At 68.3% G+C, this 19079-nt stretch carries 15 protein-coding genes and 1 tRNA gene; 12 read left to right on the top strand and 4 right to left on the bottom strand.

Translation table 11 applies throughout. The annotated features are described in order from the left end of the window. The first annotated feature begins 1 nt into the window (after window position 1). From rlmN to ACFYLW_RS10265, 3 genes are all read left to right on the top strand, one after another. On the top strand, window positions 2-1177 hold the full coding sequence (gene rlmN / locus ACFYLW_RS10275) for a 23S rRNA (adenine(2503)-C(2))-methyltransferase RlmN (RefSeq protein WP_292085378.1): 1176 nt from the start codon (window positions 2-4) through the stop codon (window positions 1175-1177). Between the two features lie 134 nt (window positions 1178-1311). Next, a complete protein-coding gene (locus ACFYLW_RS10270; RefSeq protein WP_292085385.1) occupies window positions 1312-1755 on the top strand; it encodes a DUF350 domain-containing protein in 444 nt (147 codons plus the stop codon). Window positions 1756-1768: 13 nt separating this feature from the next. Continuing rightward, the gene (locus ACFYLW_RS10265; protein WP_313101297.1) at window positions 1769-2596 is read left to right on the top strand and encodes a serine protease; all 828 of its coding nucleotides are present in this window, start codon (window positions 1769-1771) and stop codon (window positions 2594-2596) included. A 120-nt stretch (window positions 2597-2716) separates the two neighbouring features. On the opposite strand, the gene ACFYLW_RS10260 is transcribed toward ACFYLW_RS10265, so the two are convergent. Further along, a complete protein-coding gene (locus ACFYLW_RS10260) occupies window positions 2717-5575 on the bottom strand; it encodes a pitrilysin family protein (protein WP_312065433.1) in 2859 nt (952 codons plus the stop codon). 260 nt (window positions 5576-5835) lie between these two features. After that, window positions 5836-6717 (bottom strand): isoaspartyl peptidase/L-asparaginase family protein, encoded by an 882-nt coding sequence (locus ACFYLW_RS10255; RefSeq protein WP_390183006.1) that lies wholly within the window; start codon window positions 6715-6717, stop codon window positions 5836-5838. A gap of 184 nt (window positions 6718-6901) precedes the next feature. Here ACFYLW_RS10255 and ACFYLW_RS10250 point away from each other — a divergent pair, with 184 nt between their 5' ends. From ACFYLW_RS10250 to ACFYLW_RS10240, 3 genes are read left to right on the top strand one after another with little or no spacing between them, the layout of a single operon-like run. Beyond that, window positions 6902-7579: a 2OG-Fe(II) oxygenase family protein gene (locus tag ACFYLW_RS10250; protein ID WP_313471908.1), complete on the top strand. Its 678-nt coding sequence runs from the start codon at window positions 6902-6904 to the stop codon at window positions 7577-7579. A gap of 6 nt (window positions 7580-7585) precedes the next feature. Further along, window positions 7586-8587, top strand: coding sequence for an NADPH:quinone oxidoreductase family protein (locus ACFYLW_RS10245; RefSeq protein ID WP_292085393.1), 1002 nt, complete (start codon window positions 7586-7588; stop codon window positions 8585-8587). Then, window positions 8584-9327, top strand: a complete 744-nt coding sequence (locus tag ACFYLW_RS10240; RefSeq protein WP_312065435.1) for a 2OG-Fe(II) oxygenase family protein — start codon at window positions 8584-8586, stop codon at window positions 9325-9327. The genes ACFYLW_RS10245 and ACFYLW_RS10240 overlap by 4 nt, the downstream gene beginning before the upstream one ends. Here ACFYLW_RS10240 and ACFYLW_RS10235 read toward each other — a convergent pair. Continuing rightward, a complete protein-coding gene (locus ACFYLW_RS10235; protein WP_292085395.1) occupies window positions 9324-9731 on the bottom strand; it encodes a YkvA family protein in 408 nt (135 codons plus the stop codon). The two genes, ACFYLW_RS10240 and ACFYLW_RS10235, sit on opposite strands and share 4 nt — an antisense overlap. 55 nt (window positions 9732-9786) lie before the next feature. Here ACFYLW_RS10235 and ACFYLW_RS10230 point away from each other — a divergent pair, with 55 nt between their 5' ends. From ACFYLW_RS10230 to ACFYLW_RS10205, 6 genes are all read left to right on the top strand, one after another. Beyond that, entirely contained in the window at window positions 9787-10569 is a 783-nt protein-coding gene (locus tag ACFYLW_RS10230; protein WP_312065436.1) for an SDR family oxidoreductase, read from the top strand. A 275-nt stretch (window positions 10570-10844) separates the two neighbouring features. Continuing rightward, window positions 10845-10919 (top strand) — tRNA-Gly (locus ACFYLW_RS10225). A gap of 250 nt (window positions 10920-11169) precedes the next feature. Then, complete coding sequence (locus ACFYLW_RS10220; RefSeq protein WP_312062957.1) at window positions 11170-13968, top strand: TonB-dependent receptor; 2799 nt, start codon at window positions 11170-11172, stop codon at window positions 13966-13968. Window positions 13969-14173: 205 nt separating this feature from the next. After that, a complete protein-coding gene (gene lpdA, locus ACFYLW_RS10215) occupies window positions 14174-15586 on the top strand; it encodes a dihydrolipoyl dehydrogenase (RefSeq protein ID WP_312062958.1) in 1413 nt (470 codons plus the stop codon). A 221-nt stretch (window positions 15587-15807) separates the two neighbouring features. Beyond that, the gene (locus tag ACFYLW_RS10210) at window positions 15808-16941 is read left to right on the top strand and encodes a methyltransferase domain-containing protein (RefSeq protein WP_312062960.1); all 1134 of its coding nucleotides are present in this window, start codon (window positions 15808-15810) and stop codon (window positions 16939-16941) included. 325 nt (window positions 16942-17266) lie between these two features. Further along, complete coding sequence (locus tag ACFYLW_RS10205; protein ID WP_312062961.1) at window positions 17267-18058, top strand: SDR family oxidoreductase; 792 nt, start codon at window positions 17267-17269, stop codon at window positions 18056-18058. Here ACFYLW_RS10205 and ACFYLW_RS10200 read toward each other — a convergent pair. Beyond that, on the bottom strand, window positions 18045-19064 hold the full coding sequence (locus ACFYLW_RS10200) for an aspartyl protease family protein (protein ID WP_312062962.1): 1020 nt from the start codon (window positions 19062-19064) through the stop codon (window positions 18045-18047). The two genes, ACFYLW_RS10205 and ACFYLW_RS10200, sit on opposite strands and share 14 nt — an antisense overlap. Window positions 19065-19079 lie beyond the last annotated feature (15 nt).

The following is a 19079-nucleotide window of genomic DNA, read 5'->3' as shown; positions in this document are numbered from 1 at the left end:
CTTGAGCATCACGCTCGACCTTTCGCGTGCTTCCGCCGCAGCTAAAGCCCCCGTCAACCTGTCCGGTCTGACGCGCGAGGGCCTGCGCAATGCGTTGATCGAAGCGAACATCTGCCCGCCTGAGAAGGCCAAGATGCGCGCCTCGCAGGTCTGGCGCTGGATCCACCACTACGGCGTCACCGACTTCGCCCTGATGAGCGACATCGGCAAGGAGACCCGCGCGGCTCTGGCCGAGGCCTTCACCCTGGCCCGCCCCGAGATCGTCGAGCGTCAGATCTCCAAGGACGGCACCCGCAAATACCTGATCCGCACCGCCCCGGGCATTGAGGTCGAGGCCGTCTATATTCCTGACGTGGGCCGGGCCGGCGCCCTGTGCGTCTCGTCCCAGGTCGGCTGCACCCTGAACTGCACCTTCTGCCACACCGGCACGCAAAAGTTGGTCCGCAACCTGACGACCGCCGAGATCGTGGCCCAGGTCCAGGTGGCCCGCGACGATCTGGAGGAATGGCCGTCGCCCAAGGAAGACCGCCGCCTGTCCAACATCGTCTTCATGGGCATGGGCGAGCCGCTCTACAATCTGGACAGCGTCTCCGACGCCATCGACATCATCTCGGACAACGAGGGCATCGCCCTGTCGCGCCGCCGCATCACCGTCTCGACCTCGGGCGTGGTGCCGCAGCTTCAGGCCCTGGGCGACCGCACGGCGGCCATGCTGGCCATCAGCCTGCACGCCACCAACGACGCCCTGCGCGACGTCCTGGTGCCGCTGAACAAGAAGTATCCGCTGGACCAACTGATGGCCGCCATCCGCGCCTATCCGGGTCTGGCCAACACCCGCCGGGTGACGTTCGAATACGTTATGCTGAAGGGCGTCAACGACAGCCCCGACGAGGCCCGCGCCCTGGTCAAGCTGATCGAGGGCATCCCCTCCAAGGTCAATCTGATCCCGTTCAACCCCTGGCCCGGCACCGACTACGAATGCTCGGACTGGAAGACCATCGAACGCTTCGCCGCCATCCTGAACAAGGCCGGCTACGCCTCGCCCATCCGCACCCCGCGCGGCCGCGACATCCTCGCCGCCTGCGGCCAGCTGAAGTCCGAGAGCGAGAAGCAGCGGGCCAGCGCCCGGATCAAGGCCGAACGCGAGGCGGGCTCGGACGACGTCGCGGCGGCATGATGTCGTCCGCTCCGAGGTAACGCTGTTTTCCTGATCGGGTGTGGCCCCGGCGCCCTTGCGGAAGGGGCGGCGGATCGGGCAAGGCTTGTTTTGCTTTCGTTCCGTTTCAGCTGGAGGTTGCGGGCTCGCACATCATGGACGCGTCGTCTTTGCCCAGCGTGCTGTCGAGTCCCGAGGTTCAGGCCTTCGCCACCGGTTTTCCGATTCTGGTGCTGCATCTGGTCGTGACCTTCGGCCTGCTGGCGATCGGGGCGACGGTCTATGCCCTGCTGACGCCGTGGCGCGAGGTGGCGCTGATCCGTCAGGGCAATCCGGCCGCCGCCGTGGCCTTTTCCGGGGTGCTGGTCGGGCTGGCCATTCCGCTGGCCGTCTCCCTGTCGATCTCGACCTCGATCCGCGACATCGCCATCTGGGGCGTAGCGACGGTGGTGCTGCAACTGCTGGCCTTCCGCGTGGTCGACCTGCTGCTGACCGGCCTGCCGCAGCGCATCGAGAAGGGCGAGGTCGCCGCCGCCGTGGTGCTGGCGGGCGCCAAGCTGGCCACGGCCCTGATCCTGGCCGCCGCCCTGACGGGTTGAGGGCGGCGCCGTGATGGGCTTTCCCCGTCTTCCCGACTGGACCATCTATGCGGCGGTGGTCGGCGCCTTGCTGATCGTGTCCCTGGGCCGACGTGAAAAGGCCGACGCCCCGCACCTGCCCGAGGACGATGAGGCCCATGGGCCCCTGCTGGGGCCGGTGACGCCGTTTGATCCCGCCGTCACCGTTTTCGCCCCCGAGGAGTCCGAACAGCCGACCTCCGGCACCGCCTTCTCCATCGCCGGCGACGGGCGGTGGGTTACGGCGCGCCATGTGGTCGAGGGCTGCCGGCGCCCGGCCCTGGTGATCGGCGGCGGGCGCGCCCTGGCCGCCGATGTGCGGCTGGCTGAACGCGCCGACGTGGCCCTGCTGCTGACCGAGGGCGGCCCGCCCGCCCTGCCGGTCGCCGCCCAGACGCCGTTGCGCAAGGGGCAGCGGGCTTTCCATCCGGGCTTCCCGCAGGGCAATCCCGGCGAGGTGGCCTCGCGCCTGCTGGGCCGCGAGACGCTTAAGGTCCGGGGTCGAGGCGAGCGCGACGAGCCGGTCCTGGCCTGGGCCGAGGCCGGGCGCACCAAGGGACTGAAGGGCACGCTGTCCGGCCTGTCGGGGGCGCCGGTGCTGGACGGTCGGGGTCGGGTTCTGGGCGTGACCATCGCCGAGGCGCCGCGTCGCGGCCTGATCTACACCACGGCGCCCGACACCTTCGTTCCCGCCATTCGCGGCGAGCAGCGGGCCGATGAAAAGGCCCTGGGCGAAGAGGTCAACACCGACAACTACGGCAAGGTCGCCGACCGTCTGCGGCGCGACCTGCGCGTGGCCCAGGTGGTCTGTCTGACGGCTTGATCTATGCGTCATCCCGGAAGCGGCGGAGCCGCTATCCGGGACCACAGGAAGCGCGGTGTCTTGGGCGGTCCCGGCTCTGCGCTCCGCTTGCGCGGAGCTTGGCCGGGATGACGCCTGCTTCTACTTCAGCGTCGCGCTGTTCAGGTTCAGGTCGGTCAGGGGGATGACCTCGACGTTGGGGTATTTGGCCCGCAGGGCGTCGATGAACTTGGATGCGTCCCCGACGATGACCAGGCTGGCGCGGTCGGTGGGCAGGTGTTCGGCGAAGGCGGCCTCGACCTGTTGCGGGGTGACCGAACGGACGCGCCCGGCGTAGTCCGCCAGGTCGCTCATCGGCAGGTCATAGAGGGCCAGGTTGGCGACCAGGCCGCCCAGACCGTCCACCGTCTCCAGCGAGCGTCCGAAGCCGCCGATCAGCGCGGCGCGGCGCGGGGCCAGTTCGGCCTCGGTGGCCGGGGCGCTCCCCAGCTTGCCGACCTCGGCCAGGATCAGGTCGGCCACCTCGGTCGCCGTCTCGTTCTTGGTCTGGGTCGAGGCGGTGAAGACGCCGACGTCCTGCTGGGCGCCGACCGAGGAGCGGGCGCCGTAGGACAGGCCGCGCTTGATGCGGATTTCCTGATTGAGGCGCGAGGAGAAGCCGCCGCCCAGCAGCGTATTGCCGAGCGTCAGCGGGAAGTAGTCGGCGTCGGCGCGCTTGATGCCGCGGATGGCGGCGGTGACCGCGGCCTGACCTGCGCCCGGCTGGTCGATGACGACGATGCGCGGCGCCAGGGTCTGGCCGGCCTTGGCGACGGGGGCGGGGGCGGCGGTCGACGGGTCGCGCCAGTCGCCGAAGGCGGCCTGAGCCAGTTCACGGGCCTCGGCCGGGGTCACGGCGCCCGAGAAGACGATGGTGGCCTGCGACGGGCGATAGCGGGCGGCGTGGAAGGCGGCCACGTCCTCGCGGGTGATGGCCGGCACGCTGGTCAGGGTGCCGCCGCCGGGCGCGCCGTAGGGGGCGTCGCCGTAGACGACGCGGCCGACCGACTGGGCGGCGATGGAGCCGGGCTGGCTGAGGGCCACGCGCAGGCCGTCCAGGGTCTGCGACTGCTGGCGCTCCAGCTCCTCGGCGGCGAAGGCCGGGTTGCGCACCAGATCGGCCATCAGGCTCAGGGAGCGGCCGAACACGTCCTTGGGCGCATTGGCGTAGACATTGGTGAAGTCCGCGCCGGAGCCCGCGCCGATGTTGGCGCCCAGCTGTTCGATGGCGGTGGCGATCTCGGGCGCCGACTTCGTCTTGGTGCCCTGGGTCAGCAGGCTGGCGGTCATGGAGGCGACGCCCGGCTTGCCTGCCGGATCATTGGCCGAACCGGCGTTGAAGTTCAGGCGGGCCGAAACCAGGGGCAGACCCTCGGTCGGGGCGACCAGCACCCGCATCCCATTGGCCAGGCGGAAGTCGGCCACGGCGGGGGTGGCGGGGGCGACTTCCGCGCCCGGCTGGGGCAGGCGGGCGCGCTCGGCTTCCGGCAGCAGGACGGCGACCGGACCGGCGGGGGCCAGTTCGGCCACGGTGACGGGGGCGTCGACGTTCATCTTCTGCACGCTGGCCGGATGGGCCTCGTCGGCGGGCAGGTAGTTGATGGTGATCTGGCGCTGCGGCGTCAGATAGCGGCGGGCCACGCGCTGCACGTCGGCGGCGGTGACGGCCTGGATCTCGGCGATCTCGCGGTCGGCGGCGGTGGCGTCGCCGGTCATGATCAGGGCCATGCCCAGCGTCGTGGCGCGGTCGTCGATGCTCTCGCGGCCGCGCAGGGCGTTGGCGACCAACTCGTTCTTGGCCTCGCTCAGTTCGGCGGCGGTGATCGGGGCGTCGCGCAGGCGGGCGATCTCGGCCTCGAGGGCCGTCTTGCCAGCCTCGACCGTCTGGCCGTCGGCCATGATGGCGTAGGCGGTCAGATTTCCGGCCTGCTGGGCGAAGTCGGGGTTGGAACCGATCGAGGCGGCGATCTGCTTGTCGTAGACCAGAGAGCGATAGAGACGGCTCGATTCGCCGGTGGACAGCACCCCGTCCAGCACGGTCAGGGCGGCGCGGTCGGCGTCCTTGTAGGCCACCGTGTTCCAGGCCAGCACGACGGCGGGCAGGGGCACGTTGGGGGCGTAGTAGGTGGCGGTGCGCGGGCCGGTCGGCTCGGGCTCTTTCACATCATTGACGGGCATGGGCGTCGTCGGACGCTTCAGCGGGGCGAAGTATTCGTTCACCCAGCCGTCCAACTGGGCCTCATCGAAGTTGCCCGCCACGATCAGCATGGCGTTGTCGGGTCGGTAGTAGGTGGCGTGGAAGCGCAGGACGTCGTCCAGCGTCGAGGCATTCAGTTCCTCGATCGAGCCGATGCCGGGACGGCGATAGGGGTGGTCCTGATAGATGGTTTCGGGCGTGAACAGGCCGAACAGGCGGCCATAGGGGCTGGCCAGAATGCGCTGGCGGTATTCCTCCTTCACCACGTCGCGCTCGGAGACGAAGGTCGCTTCATCGACCACCAGCGACCCCATGCGGTCGGCCTCGGCGAAGAGGATGCGCTGCAGGTGGTTGGCAGGGACCACCTCGTAATAGGCGGTGACGTCGTCGGCGGTGAAGGCGTTGTTCATGCCGCCGACGTCCTCGGTCAGACGGTCGAAGGTCTCCGACGGCATGTTCTTCGTCGCCTTGAACAGCAGGTGTTCGAACAGGTGGGCGAAGCCCGAGCGGCCGGCCGGATCGTCCTTGGACCCGACGCGGTACCAGACCTGCACCGTGACGTTCGAGGTCGAGGCGTCGCGCGCCGTATAGACCTCCATGCCGTTGGCCAGCACGCGCTTGGTGAAGCCGAGCGGCGGCACGGCCACCCCGCCCTGGGCGGCGGCGGTTGCGGTCACGGGCGCCGCGCTTTCGGCGAAAGCAGTGGCGGGCAGGCCCAGCAGCAGGGCCGAGGCGCAGGCGGTCAGGATCAGGCGGGTCTTCATGGGCGTCAGGTTCCGGTCGCCCCTCAAGCAGCGCCGGGGGCAGGTTGACCGGACCCTATCAGCGTCAAATCCCGCCGCGCACCTTACGGCTCTGTAATGAAGCGCGGCGGGCCCTACATCCACCGCTCATCCCCGCGGAGGCGGGGACCCAGTAAGAACCTCACACGCCGAGCGTGGGTGAAGTTGCGATCAATTAGGCGCGGCAGCATGTGATCCCAAAGCACTGGGTCCCCGCCTCCGCGGGGATGAGCGGAGAAGAATTACTGATCGAAGACCTGAACCCCGATCTCGCCGTCGGTCGTCAGCCAGGCGCGTTTCATGCCCTGGCTGTTGTAGGGCTGGGCGATATTGCCCTCGCGGTCCAGGGCGATCAGGCCGCCGTCGCCGCCCAGACCGCCGATGCGGTCGATGGTCGCCTGCGACGCCTCGGCCAGCGTCTGGCCGGCGGCCACGCCGAAGGCGGTGCGGGCGGCGGCGGCGACGCGGATGAAGTACTCGCCCTGACCGGTGCAGGAGACGGCCGCATGGTCGTCGGCCCAGGTGCCGGCGGCGGGGATGGGGGTGTCGCCGACGCGGCCCGGCATCTTGCCGAACACGCCCGCCGTCGAGGTGGCGGCGGCCAGGCGGCCTTCACTATCCAGAACGCAGCAGCCGACGGTGCCGTGGCTGAGACCGCCGGGCGGATGATTGTCCTCGCCCTTGCCGGCGCGGGTGAACCAGGCCTCTTCATCGCCGATCGGCTCCAGGCCCTGATCATGGGCGAACAGGGCGGCGCCTTCGCCGGCCAGCATGACGTGGGGGGTGCGGTCCATGACGGCGCGGGCGGCGACGACCGGGTTGCGGAAACCCTGCAGGGCGGCCACGGCACCGGCCTTGCCCGAAGCGCCGTCCATGAGACTGGCGTCCAGTTCATAGGCCCCCGCCAGATTGGGCGAGGCGCCGCGACCGGCGACATAGAGACCCGAATCCTCGAGCATGACCACGGCCTCGACGGCCACGTCGACGGCGGAGGCGCCGGCGTCCAGCCTTGCTTTCATCGCCTCGACCACCTGGCGCATATGGGCGACCTCGGCGTCGTAGTTGCGCTCGCGCCGGGCCCCGGCGCCGCCGTGGAGGATGAGGGCGGTTTTGGCAGTCATGATCTTTACCTCGGCGAAGCGAGCCTGTTAGCGTTATCGACAGGGGAGGCGCAACCATGACCGACGCTCGTATCGGCACGCACCGGTGAACAGTCTTGCAACAGGCGCGGTCTGGCGACCGCGTATTGATCCAGCCTTGCGTGCGAATCAACTCGGGCCTGCGTTTCGTCGCTTTGGCCGGATACACGTGCCGGGCTTTCTGAGCCCCGAGGACGCCGTGAGGCTTCATCAGGCTCTTGCGACCGAAAAGCTGTGGCTGCGGAGCACCATGAGCGGCCGACAGAATGTCGACATTCCCGTCGAGGCCATCAATGGCATGCGCCCAGAGCAGCAGGCGGGGCTTATGGCTGCGTCCCATGACGAAGCGGCTGCGGTTCTCGGCCAGCCAGGCAGCCTGCACTACATGTTCGACACGGTTCGGATCGATACGGCGATCGTCCGTGGCGATTGGGTCAATCCCCTCTATAACGCTTTCTACCGCTTCCTGAACGGACCTGAGTTCCTCGGTTTCATCCGCGATCTGACGGGGACGAGCGAGGCGCGGTACGTCGATGCGCGAGCCACCAGGTTTTTGCCCGGGCATTACCTGACAGAGCATGACGACTATCAGCCGGGCCGGGCGAGGCTGTTCGCCTATGTTTTGAATCTCACGCCGCACTGGCGTTCTGACTGGGGCGGTCTGCTTAACTTCATTGATGAAGACGGCCATCTGGCGGAGGCCTACGCCCCGCGCATGAACGCCCTCAATCTGTTCAGCGTACCGCAAAACCACTCGGTCAGCTTTGTGACCCCCTTTGCGACAGCGCCACGCTACTCGATCACGGGCTGGATCCGTGCCGACGAGCCCTCCCCCAGCAAGGATTAAGAGAATATGCGCGCAGTCCTGTCCAGGGCCGTCGGCGGCCCTGATAGCCTTGTCGTCGAGGAGATCATGGACCCCACGCCCAAGCCGGGCGAGGTGGTGATCGAGGTCAAGGCGGTGGGGATCAACTACCCCGACACCCTGATCATCGAGGACAGGTACCAGTTCAAGCCCGAGCGCCCCTTCTCGCCGGGCGGCGAGGTGGCGGGCGTGGTCGATGCGGTGGGCGAGGGCGTCAAGGGCGTGTTCAAGGGCGACCGGGTCATCGCCGTGCCGGGCTGGGGCGGTCTGGTCGAGCGTCTGGCGGTCCCGGCCTCCAGCCTGATCCCCATGCCCGAGGGCATGAGCTTCGAGGAAGCCGCCGCCCTGACCATGACCTATGGCACCAGCTATTACGCGCTGAAGGACCGGGCCAACCTGCAGCCGGGCGAGACCCTGCTGGTGCTGGGCGCGGCCGGGGGCGTGGGCGCCGCCGCCGTCGAACTGGGCAAGGCCATGGGGGCGCGCGTGGTCGCCGCCGCCTCGACCAATGACAAGGTGGAGTTCGCCCTGGAACTGGGGGCTGACAATGGCCTGATCTATCCGTCCGGGCCCATGGACAAGGCGGCGCAGAAGTCGCTGTCAGGCGAGTTGAAGCTGGCCACCGGCCGCGACGGCGCAGACGTGGTCTATGACGCGGTCGGCGGCGACTACGCCGAGCCGGCCCTGCGGGCCATGGACTGGAACGGCCGCTATCTGGTGGTCGGCTTCCCGGCGGGCATTCCGTCCCTGCCGCTGAACCTGACCCTGTTGAAGTCGGTCTCGGTGATCGGGGTCTTCTGGGGCGCGGCGGTGGCGCGCGATCCCAAGGCCCACGCCGCCAACATGGCCGAGCTGATGCAGTTGTGGAAGGACGGCAAGATCAAGCCGCGCGTCAGCCGCACCTATCCGCTGCAGGACGCTCACGACGCCATCAAGGTCCTGGGCGACCGGACGGCCATGGGCAAGATTGTCGTGACGACCGACGAATGAGCAGGCTTCTCGATCCGGCTTTGAAGCTGGCGGTAGGCGAGGCGGACGTCGCCGCCGCCGCCGAGCGTCTGGCCCGCACCGGCCGCACCCGCGTGCCCGGCCTGTTCGGCGAGGGGGCCGAGGCCCTGCACGCGGCGGTGCTTGCGCCCGAGCAGCCCTGGGTTCGCACCTTCCTCAACCCGCTGGGGGCCGACATTCCGGTGGCGACGCTGGACGCGTCCTCGCCCGAGGATCAGGCTCATGTGACGCAGCAGGCCTATGCCGGCGCGACCGAGGGGCTGCAGTTCCTGTTCGATCGCCTGCGGTTGGGGCCCGCGCGCGAGGCGGGGGCGGCGACGCCCCAGGTTCTGTTCGACCTGCTGGACCTGTTTAACACCAAGGCCTTTCTGGACTTCGCGCGCCGCCTGACCGGCGACGACCGCATCGCCTTTTCCGACGGCCAGGTGACCCGCTATCTGCCGGGGCATTTCCTCAACCGCCACAGCGACGCCAATCCGAAGACCGAGCGGCTCTACGCCTATGTCCTGAACCTGTCGCCGGGCTGGCGGGCGGAGTGGGGCGGCCTGCTGCAGTTCCTCGACGAGGGCGGCGACATCACCGAGACCTTCGTCCCCAGCTTCGGCGCCCTGAACGTCTTCGCCGTGCCGCAGATGCACGCGGTCTCGACCGTCGCGCCGTTCGCAGGCGGGCCGCGTTACTCCGTCACCGGCTGGTGGCGGGCCAAGCCGCTGGAGCGCTAGCTCTCAGCCTCTTCGCGGACGCGCTTCAGCGCGGCCTCGGCCTGGTCGTGGTGCTTGCGCTTCACGTGGGCGCCGAGGGTCGCCAGGACGGCGGCGATCACCGCCGCGTCGTCCGTGAAGCCGATCCCGGCGAAGACGTCTGGAATGGCGTCCACCGGCATGACGAAATAGGCCAGGGCGCCCAGCATCACGCCCTTGGCCGCCATCGGGGTCTGCGGGTCCTGGGTGGCGTACCAGGCGGCCAGGGCCTGCCCTGCGAAGGGGATGCGTGAGGCGGTGCTGCGAAGCTTGGGCCAGAAGCCCTTCCGGACACGCATTTCATTGACCCTCTGCACCGTGGGGACCAAGGCCTTTTCAGGGTTGATCGCCTCGGTGGGGGAGGCGGGTTTGGCTTTGGCGGTCATGGCCGCTAAATCCTCGCGCAGACACTCGGTTCACCAGAATATAGGGACGATCTTCATGAAACTCGACGGTTCGATTGCGGCGGTGGTGACGGGCGGGGCTTCGGGCCTGGGCGAAGGCACGGCGCGGGCCCTGGCGGCCAAGGGCGTCAAGGTCGCCCTGTTCGACCTCAACGAGGAGCGCGGCGAAGAGATCGCCAAGGAGATCGGCGGCGTCTTCTGCAAGGTGGACGTGACCTCGGACGAGAGCGTCGCCGCCGGCTTCGTCAAGGCCCGCGCCGCCCACGGCCAGGAGCGCCTCACGGTCAACTGCGCCGGCATCGCCACGGGCCAGAAGACCGTGTCGCGTAACCGCGAGACGCAAGAGCCGCGCGCCCACGACATGGCCCAGTTCGAGCGCACCGTCTCGATCAACCTGTTCGGCACCTTCCGTGTCCTGTCGCAGTCGGCGGCGGGCATGGTGACGCTGGAGCCGATGGCTGACGGCGAGCGCGGCCTGATCGTCAACACCGCCTCGGTCGCGGCCCAGGACGGCCAGATCGGCCAGGCCGCCTATTCTGCCTCCAAGGGCGGGGTCTACGCCATGACCCTGCCGGTGGCGCGCGACCTGATGAACGAGGGCGTGCGGGTCAACACCATCCTGCCCGGCATCATGTGGACGCCGATGATGGCGGGCATGGACCAGAAGGTGCAGGACGCCCTCGCCGCCATGATCCCCTTCCCCAAGCGTCTGGGCACGCCGGCCGACTACGCCGCCCTGGCCCTGCACCTGGCCGAGAACACCTACATCAACGGCGAATGCATCCGTCTGGACGGGGCCATCCGGCTGGCTCCGCGCTGATCCTCCGCGCGGCTGAAGCCGCTGTCGCTCGCCGCGCGGCGGCTCGCTGCTTGAGCGGGTTGGTGCGGAGCGATCATCCGTAGCGGTCATTTTGAACGGCCCCCGCATTCTCCCTTTCAGGGATGATGCGGGGGCCGTTTGCGTTTGAAATTTCAGAGCTATTCGAAAAAATGCAGCCGAAAAGCGGAAAATGAAAAAAGGGGGTTGCGCGTTCTGAGAAGGGTCGGCTAAAAGCCCCTCCTCGACGGGGCGCAGCACACTGTTCCCTACGGAGTGCGGGCGTAGCTCAGGGGTAGAGCACAACCTTGCCAAGGTTGGGGTCGGGCGTTCGAATCGCCTCGCCCGCTCCATGTCGAGACTGGAACACGGGGTCCGATCGCAAGATCGGGCCCCGTTTCGCGTTCAGGCTCCGACGTTCCCGTGACGATCTGATTTCTCCGAAATGACAGTCCCTCCGTTTCTGGAGGATTTGTCGCGTCTCTGTGGTCCGTTCGCAGATTCCTTTTCGTGAAACCGTCGCGGCCGCGTCGCCGCACGTCGTTAGCCAGCCCACCCCATGGACCGGAGCGTGATGCGCCCCGGCGAACGGGGATGACTGAAATGAAACTTCGCCTTCTGCTGAGCGCCGCTATTCTGCCGCTCACCTTCGCTGTGGCCGCCCAGGCCGCCGATGTCGCGCCCAGCGCCGCGATCGAGCCGGCGGGCGACGGCCTGTTCGGCCGCGTGGTCTCCGCTGACGGCTCGCCCCTGCCGGGCGCCGAGATCATCGTTCGCGGCTCGGGCCGCCGCGCCGTCTCCAACACCCAGGGCGAGTTCAGCCTGCCGGGCCTGACCGGCGATGTGGTGCTGGACGTGCGCTACATCGGCCTGCCGCACGCCAGCCAGTCGGTGGTGCTGACCCCGGGCCGCGCGGCGCAGGTCACGGTGACCCTGGGCGGGGACGACGTGACCACGGTGGCCGACGTGGTGGTGACGGGCGTCATCACCGACGGCGTGGCCCGTTCGCTGAACCAGCAGAAGAACGCCGACGGCACGATCAACGTCCTGTCGTCCGACGCTATCGGCCGTTACCCCGACCCCAACGTGGCCGAGTCGCTTCAGCGCGTCCCCGGCATCGCCATCCAGCGCGACCAGGGCGAGGGCCGCTACATCAACGTGCGCGGCGCGCCCTCGGCCTTCACCGCCGTGTCGGTGGACGGCGTGACCGTGCCGGCCGTCGATCCCGGCACCCGCGCGGTCGACCTGGACACCCTGCCCAGCGACATCGTCTCCAACATCGAGGTCTCCAAGACCCTGCTGCCCAGCCAGGACGCTGACTCCATCGCCGGCGCCGTCAACATCAAGACCCGCTCGCCCTTCGACACGCGCCGTCTGGCCTTCAGCGGCTACGCCGGCGGCAGCTACAACGACTACGGCGGCGACGATGTTCGCGCCGGGGCTACGGTCTCCAACCTCTTCGGTCCGAACCAGACCTTCGGCGCTCTTCTGTCGCTCAGCTACTCCGAGACCAACCGCCGCCCCGAGAACATCGAGAATGCCTGGGTCGAGGAAGACGGCGTCTTCGTGCTCGAGGAGACCCTGTTCAAGCAGTATGAGACCCAGCGCACCCGTCAGGCCCTGACCGGCGCCCTGGAGTGGCGTCCGACCGACCAGACCCGCCTGTATGTTCGCGGGTCTTACGCCGATTTCGAGGACGACGAATACCGCAACACCCTGATCCTGGGCTACGCCGACGGCGCCCTGCAGCCGGGCGCGACCAACACGACCGCGACCTATACCGGGGCCCGCATCTATCGCGGCCTGCGTCACCGCACCCAGAACAACGAGATCACCACCCTGGTCCTGGGCGGCGAACACAGCTTCGACAACGGCATGGTCTGGGACGCCGACCTGTCCTGGGCCAACAGCGAGCAGACCTATCCGCACCGCGATGAACTGATCTATCGCTCCAGCGCGACCACGCTGAGCTACGACACGCGCAACCACTACGCCCCGAGCTACTTCTATGCGCCGGGCAATCCGATCTTCGGCGACACGGCGAGCGGCTTCTTCGCCACGCCCGGCAACTTCTCGTTCCGTGAGAACACCTTCCGCTCCAACACGACCCAGCAGGAGGACGTCGCCTTCCGCACCAACCTGGAAATCCCCAGCCAGTTCGCCGGTCGCGAGGTCGCCTGGAAGTTCGGCCTGAAGTACGCCTCCCGCGAGGTCGACGCCGATGAAGAGCGTCAGCGCGACCGCGCCGCCTCGGCCAATCCGGGCACGCTCGCCTCTCTGTGGGGCGACGCCCAGGGGAGCAACTTCGGCTATCGCCTGGGAACCCAGTACGACAAGGGTCTGGTTGACGCCTATCTGGCCGCCGCCAAGGCCGCCTCGCCGCGCCGGATGCCTGACTCGCTGACGGCGGACTACACGGCCCAGGAGGACATCCTGGCCGGCTATGGTCAGGCCCGCTTCGATGTCGGCGCGACCAACATCACCGTCGGCCTGCGCGTCGAGCAGACGAACTTCGATGGTTCCGCCCCGACCGTGATCGACGGCGCGCTTTCGACCGCCGCCGTCAGCCGCGACGACACCGAGTTCTTCCCCAACCTGACCGTCCGTCACGCCTTCAACGACAACCTGATCGGTCGTGTCGCCCTGACGCGCTCGATCTCGCGTCCGGAGTTCAGCCAGATCGTTCCGCGCCGCGTTGAGGAAACGGACGGCCTGGACATCTCCTATGAGATCGGCAACCCGGACCTTCAGCCGACCCTGTCGAACAACTTCGATGCGGGTCTGGAGTACTACTTCGCCTCGCTGGGCGTGGTCTCGGCCAATGTCTTCTACAAGGACCTCAGCGACTATCGCTACATCCTGAACTACACCGAGGACCTGGCCAGCGGCGGCGAGGCTGACTTCGAGACCCCGATCAACGCGCCCGAAGGCCACCTGATGGGTCTGGAGCTGAACTGGCAGCAGAAGTTCGGCTTCCTGCCGGGCTGGATGTCGGGCTTCGGCGTCTTCGCCAACTTCACGGTCACGGACGCCGAGATCAAGACGGCCCAGAACTACGGCGGTCGCGACACCTTCGCCCTGCCGGGCCAGTCGGACACCAACTACAACGCGGCCCTCTTCTACGAGATGGGCGGCTTCTCGGCCCGCCTGTCCTACACCAAGCGCAGCGACTATCTGGAAGAGATCAACGCCGACACCGCCGACCTCGACCTCTATGTCGAAGGCCGCGAGCAGCTGGACTTCACCGCCAGCTACGACTTCGGCAACGGCGTCGAGGTGTTCGGCGAGGCCAAGAACCTGACCGACTCGGCCGGGATCAAATACTACGGCTCGCGCGAGCGGACCTATGAGTACGAGAAGTTCGGCTACAACGCCTTCGTCGGCGTGCGCTTCAAGTACTGATCGCTTCGGTCAACGAACCACGGAGGGCCGGGCGGCGACGCCCGGCCCTTTGCCGTTCGGAACGGGGCGTTGCAGCTTTGGCTTTCGTCGGCATGGCCCCGCGTGCAATCCGGTCCTATATGGAGCCTGGCGGTTGACCCCGCCGGGGTCGGCGCTAGTGTCCGCGCCGTTTCCTTCCCAGCGCCAGACCGATCAGAGGATATCCATGGCCGACGCCGCTCCCCAGACCTACGACGTAGTGATCATCGGCGGCGGGCCGGGCGGCTACAACGCCGCCATTCGCGCCGGTCAGTTGGGTCTGAAGGTCGCCATCATCGAAATGCGCGCTACGCTCGGCGGCACCTGCCTGAACGTCGGCTGCATGCCGTCCAAGGCCCTGCTGCACGCCTCGGAGCTGTACGAGGCCGCCAACACCGAATTCGCCGGCATCGGCATCGAGGTGAAGCCCAAGCTGAACCTGGCCCAGATGCACAAGGCCAAGGACGACAGCGTCGAAGCCCTGACCAAGGGCATCGAGTTCCTGATGAAGAAGAACAAGGTCGTCTGGCTGAAGGGTCGCGGCCGCATCGCCGGTCCGGGCAAGGTCGAGGTCGAGGCCGCCGACGGCGCCAAGACCACCTATGAGACCAGGAACATCGTCATCGCCACCGGCTCCGAGCCGACCCCGCTGCCGGGCGTCGCCTTCGAGGACGGCAAGGTCATCGACAGCACCGGCGCCCTCTTCCTGCCCAAGGTGCCCAAGCATCTGATCGTCATCGGCGCGGGGGTCATCGGTCTGGAGCTGGGTTCGGTCTGGCGTCGTCTGGGCGCCCAGGTCACGGTGGTCGAGTTCCTCGACAAGGTCGGCGCCGGCATGGACGCCGAGGTGGCCACCGCCTTCCAGCGCGGCCTGACCAAGCAGGGCATGACCTTCCGCATGGGCACGAAAGTCACCGGTGCGACCTCGTCCAAGGACGGCGTTGAACTGACGATCGAGCCTTCGGCCGGCGGCGCGGCTGAGACGCTCAAAGGCGACGTGGTTCTGGTGGCCATCGGCCGCCGTCCCTACACCGCCGGTCTGGGCCTGGAGACGGTCGGCATCGAGACCGACAAGCGCGGCGTCATCCCCAACGACCACTTCAAGACCACGGCGCCGGGCGTCTGGGTCATCGGCGACGTCACCTATGGCCCCATGCTCGCGCACAAGGCCGAGGAAGACGCCGTGGCCGTAATCGAACTGATCGCGGGCAAGCCGGGCCACGTCGACTACGACTTGGTCCCCAGCGTCATCTACACCGGCCCGGAAGTGGCCTGGGTCGGCAAGAACGAAGAGCAGCTGAAGGCCGCGGGCGTCGCCTTCAAGAAGGGCAAGTTCCCCTTCGCCGCCAACAGCCGCGCCAAGATCAACCACGAGACCGAGGGCTTCGTGAAGGTTCTGGCCGACGCCACTACGGACAAGGTCCTGGGCGTGCACATCTATGGCCCGCAAGCCGGTGAACTGATCGGCGAGGCCTGCATGACCATGGCCTTCGGCGGCTCGTCGGAAGACATTGCCCGCACCTGCCACTCCCACCCGACCCGCTCGGAAGCCGTCCGCCAGGCGGCCATGGCGGTCGAAGGCTGGGCCATGCAGGCTTAAAACCAGGCCTCAGCCCGACTGCATCACGGCGCGCTCCGCAAGGGGCGTGCCGTTTTCGTTGGGGGGCTCTCGATGATGAGACGAAACGTCGCAGGCGCCGGGTCGCAACGACGCGGCCGGGCCCGCGCTTACGTCCTGATCGCATAGGTCGCCTCAAGGCCTTGCGTTCCAATCATCCGGTTTCATCCCGCCCTGACGGCGGCGCGCATAGGAGCAGGCTCATGGGCCGGTCGGCGGCCGTCGCCCCAGCCGATGAGGCGTGGACATCGACGCTGCCGGGGCGGCGTCGGGCGGCTGTTGATGCGCCGCTGGCTCTGGCGAGCCTGTGGCGCTGTCCGCGGTGTCGTGGCGAACTGGCTCGTGTCGCCGAGCGACTGGACTGCGTCGCCTGCGGCCATCGCTATGGTCAGGTCGACGGGATCCCCGATCTGAGGGTTCCCGGCCCCAGCTGGATCGACATCGAGGAGGATCTGAGGACGGCGCGTGAGATCGCGGCGCTGGACCTGGACGTGGAGGATCTGGTTCGCGCGGTCTACGCGCGGCGGTCCGCCTGGAGCGAGGATCTGGTGCGAATGAGGACGCGGCAGGTTCTGGACGCGCCGCAACGGCTCCAGAAGGACGTCTCGGGATGGCTGGCCGAAGCGGTGTCTCAAGATGCGTGGCTCGATCTGGGTTGCGGTCCCGGCATGTTGCTGGCCGCCGCCGCCGGCCTGAAGGGGCCGGGGGCCGGCGTGGGCGTGGACGTGTCGATGACCTGGCTGGTGGTGGCCAAGCGGTTGATCCAGGCCCATGGCGGGACGCCGATTCTGGCCGCCGGGCTGGCCGAGGCCCTGCCTTTTTCAGACGGCGCCCTGTCGGGTGTGGTCTCCCTCGACGTGATCGAGCACGTCGACAGGCCTGATGCCTTTCTGAGCGAGATCGACCGCGTCGTGCGCCCCGGCGGACGACTTGCGCTCAGCACCCCCAACCGTTTCAGCCTGTCGCCGGAGCCCCACGTCATGGTGTGGGGGGTGGGCCTTCTGCCGCGCCGTCACCAGGCCCGCTATGTCGCCTGGCGCAGCGGCAAGGCCTATGTCTCGACCTGTCTGATGAGCAGCGCCGAACTGGGCCGAAAGCTCAGGCGATGTACGCGTTTCGCCGCCCGCATCCTCATCCCGCCTGTGCCTGACGAGGAGGTGGCGCGCTTTTCTCCGCTCAAGGCCCGGCTGGCCCGGCTCTACAACAGCATCGCCGCCGCGCCTGCCCTGCGGGCCGTCTTCCTGACCATAGGGCCCTTTTTCCAGATAGTCGGGGTCAAGGTCCATGAGCCGGGGTCTCAGCCGGGCGTTCGAGGGGCGCGGCCTTGGGTCGCATAGCGGCGCTACGCCGTTCGCAGATCAATACGCGCTCCTTGGAAGGAGACACCCAATGAAAGCCATGACCCTCAAGGTCGTGATCGGCATTGGCGCGGCGGCGTTGATGGCTGGATTGGCGCTCATGATCTGGGCCGGCTTCGCCATGTCGGTTCATGGCGGCTAAGCAGAAAGACCGTCGCCGGGACCAAGGCTGCCAAGGCTAAAGGCGTAAACCGGCGCCGGCTCTGGACCGGCTGACCGCAAAATCCTCTCTTGCCCGCTCGTAATCGGCGGCGGTCGCGCCCATGTCCGGGGGCGACCTCGTCAACGGCATCGGATCATCGGCATGGACCTGCAACTCACCGGCAAGCGCGCTCTCGTGTGCGGCGGCTCCAGCGGCCTGGGACGGGCCGTGGCGACGGCCCTTGTGGCCGAGGGGGCGCATGTGGCCCTGCTGTCGCGCGATGCGGTCAAGCTTCAGGCGGTGGCCGATGAGCTGAACGCCATGGGGCCGGGCAAGGCGGTGATCGCCCCCGCCGATCTGGCCGACCATGAGGGCTTGCTGAGGGCGGTGGAGGAGGCCGAGGCCGCCCTGGGCGGACCGATCCAGATTCTGCTGAACAACACCGGGGGCCCGCCGCCCTCGGGCGTGGCGGGTCTCGAACCGGCGCTGTGGCGCGAGCAGTTCGAGGCCATGGTGCTTTCGGTCTTCCGCCTGACGGACCGGGTGCTGCCGGGCATGCGGGCCATGGGTTGGGGGCGGATCCTGAACGTCGCCTCCACCTCCGTGATAGAGCCCATCGGGACGCTGGGCGTGTCCAACACCCTGCGCGCCTCGGTCGCGGCCTGGGCCAAGACGCTGGCGGGCGAGGTCGCGATCAACGGGGTGACGGTCAATACCCTGCTGCCGGGCCGGATCGACACCCCGCGCATCGAGCGTCTGGACGCCGCCCGCGCCGCCGCCACCGGGGTCGAACCCGCCGAGGCGCGCGCGGAATCGGTGAAGTCGATCCCGGCGGGCCGCATTGGCGCGACCGAGGAGTTCGGCGCCGTGGCCGCCTTCCTGGCCAGTCCTCTGGCGGGCTATGTCACCGGGTCCCTGATCCGCATCGACGGCGGCGCCGTCAGGGCGATCTGAGCGGCGGAGGTTTGATCAATTCGCCCAGGCTGATGCGCGACTGGCCGTAGTCGAGGGTGATGCGGCTGAACCGGGTCAGAATGTCGGCCCCCAGCAGAAGCGCAGGCTGGTCGGCCAGGCCCAGCACGCGAAAGGCGTGGAGGTCGCCGAACAGCAGGGGCGTGGCGCCCAGCTCGCGGCGCGCCAACCGCAGGTTCGACACCGCGCCGCTATCGACCATCAGCGACTGGCCAATGACGCCATAGACGCGGATGGATTGCCGCGCGGCGGGGCCGATCCGGGCGTCGATGGCCCGCATCAGGGCCAGATTGCCGATCGAGTACTGAGCCCCGCTGTCCACGAACGCGACGGTCGGGACACCCTCGACCTGGACATTGGTCAGGAACAGCTGGCCGAAGCGCCCGCTGCGCGCTGGGGTGATGTTGGAGGGCATTCGGCTGGCCACACCGTTGAAGAAGAACCCGCGTTCGTCCACGTCGGGACCCGACGGCGTCATCATGGCGCGACGTCGGCGCACCTCCAGCGTCAGGCGAAAGCGTGACAGGACGTCAAGACCCAGCAGCCCGTCGGCCCCCAGCACCGCGAAGGGGAAGACCGGAGGCGTCAGGTTGGTGAAACGCCGGCCCGAAAAATCCAGCCTGGGCAGACGTACGGTCCGCACCACCTCCGCCGCCGTGATGCCGTGGACCAGTACGGGCGGCCCGGGCGCCAGGTCCAACTCGTCCGCCAAGCGGTCTGAAATCGCCGTCCGCTCTGCGCCGGTGTCGATGACGAACACGGGGTCGCGCAAACTGCCGACGTCGACCCTGGCTCCCAGCCGTGTCAGCAGGTTTTCCAGCAGGCGTGCGGCTTCCTGGGCCTCAGGCGGAGGAGGTTCAGGCGGGAGTGAAGCGGGCGGTGGCCGGGTTTGAGCGCCGGCGTTGACCGGCAGCCACAGCGCCGCGGCGCCGCCCGCCGACAGGGCGAGGGCGGTGCGACGGGACGGAACGGGATCTGGTCGGCGCACAGGCCTGTCTCCACA

The sequence above is a fragment of the Brevundimonas sp. NPDC007368 genome, from assembly GCF_042869015.1.
GTDB lineage: Bacteria > Pseudomonadota > Alphaproteobacteria > Caulobacterales > Caulobacteraceae > Brevundimonas.
This window is presented reverse-complemented; position numbering and strand designations above follow the sequence as displayed.

What these genes read in the sequence shown, in the direction of transcription:
- ACFYLW_RS10270 (WP_292085385.1), top strand. Translation starts at nt 1,312, where the DNA reads ATGGACGCGTCGTCTTTGCCCAGCGTGCTGTCGAGTCCCGAGGTTCAG.
- ACFYLW_RS10265 (WP_313101297.1), top strand. Translation starts at nt 1,769, where the DNA reads ATGGGCTTTCCCCGTCTTCCCGACTGGACCATCTATGCGGCGGTGGTC.
- ACFYLW_RS10260 (WP_312065433.1), bottom strand. Translation starts at nt 5,575, where the DNA reads ATGAAGACCCGCCTGATCCTGACCGCCTGCGCCTCGGCCCTGCTGCTG.
- ACFYLW_RS10245 (WP_292085393.1), top strand. Translation starts at nt 7,586, where the DNA reads ATGCGCGCAGTCCTGTCCAGGGCCGTCGGCGGCCCTGATAGCCTTGTC.
- ACFYLW_RS10240 (WP_312065435.1), top strand. Translation starts at nt 8,584, where the DNA reads ATGAGCAGGCTTCTCGATCCGGCTTTGAAGCTGGCGGTAGGCGAGGCG.
- ACFYLW_RS10235 (WP_292085395.1), bottom strand. Translation starts at nt 9,731, where the DNA reads ATGACCGCCAAAGCCAAACCCGCCTCCCCCACCGAGGCGATCAACCCT.
- ACFYLW_RS10230 (WP_312065436.1), top strand. Translation starts at nt 9,787, where the DNA reads ATGAAACTCGACGGTTCGATTGCGGCGGTGGTGACGGGCGGGGCTTCG.
- ACFYLW_RS10220 (WP_312062957.1), top strand. Translation starts at nt 11,170, where the DNA reads ATGAAACTTCGCCTTCTGCTGAGCGCCGCTATTCTGCCGCTCACCTTC.
- lpdA (WP_312062958.1), top strand. Translation starts at nt 14,174, where the DNA reads ATGGCCGACGCCGCTCCCCAGACCTACGACGTAGTGATCATCGGCGGC.
- ACFYLW_RS10210 (WP_312062960.1), top strand. Translation starts at nt 15,808, where the DNA reads ATGGGCCGGTCGGCGGCCGTCGCCCCAGCCGATGAGGCGTGGACATCG.
- ACFYLW_RS10205 (WP_312062961.1), top strand. Translation starts at nt 17,267, where the DNA reads ATGGACCTGCAACTCACCGGCAAGCGCGCTCTCGTGTGCGGCGGCTCC.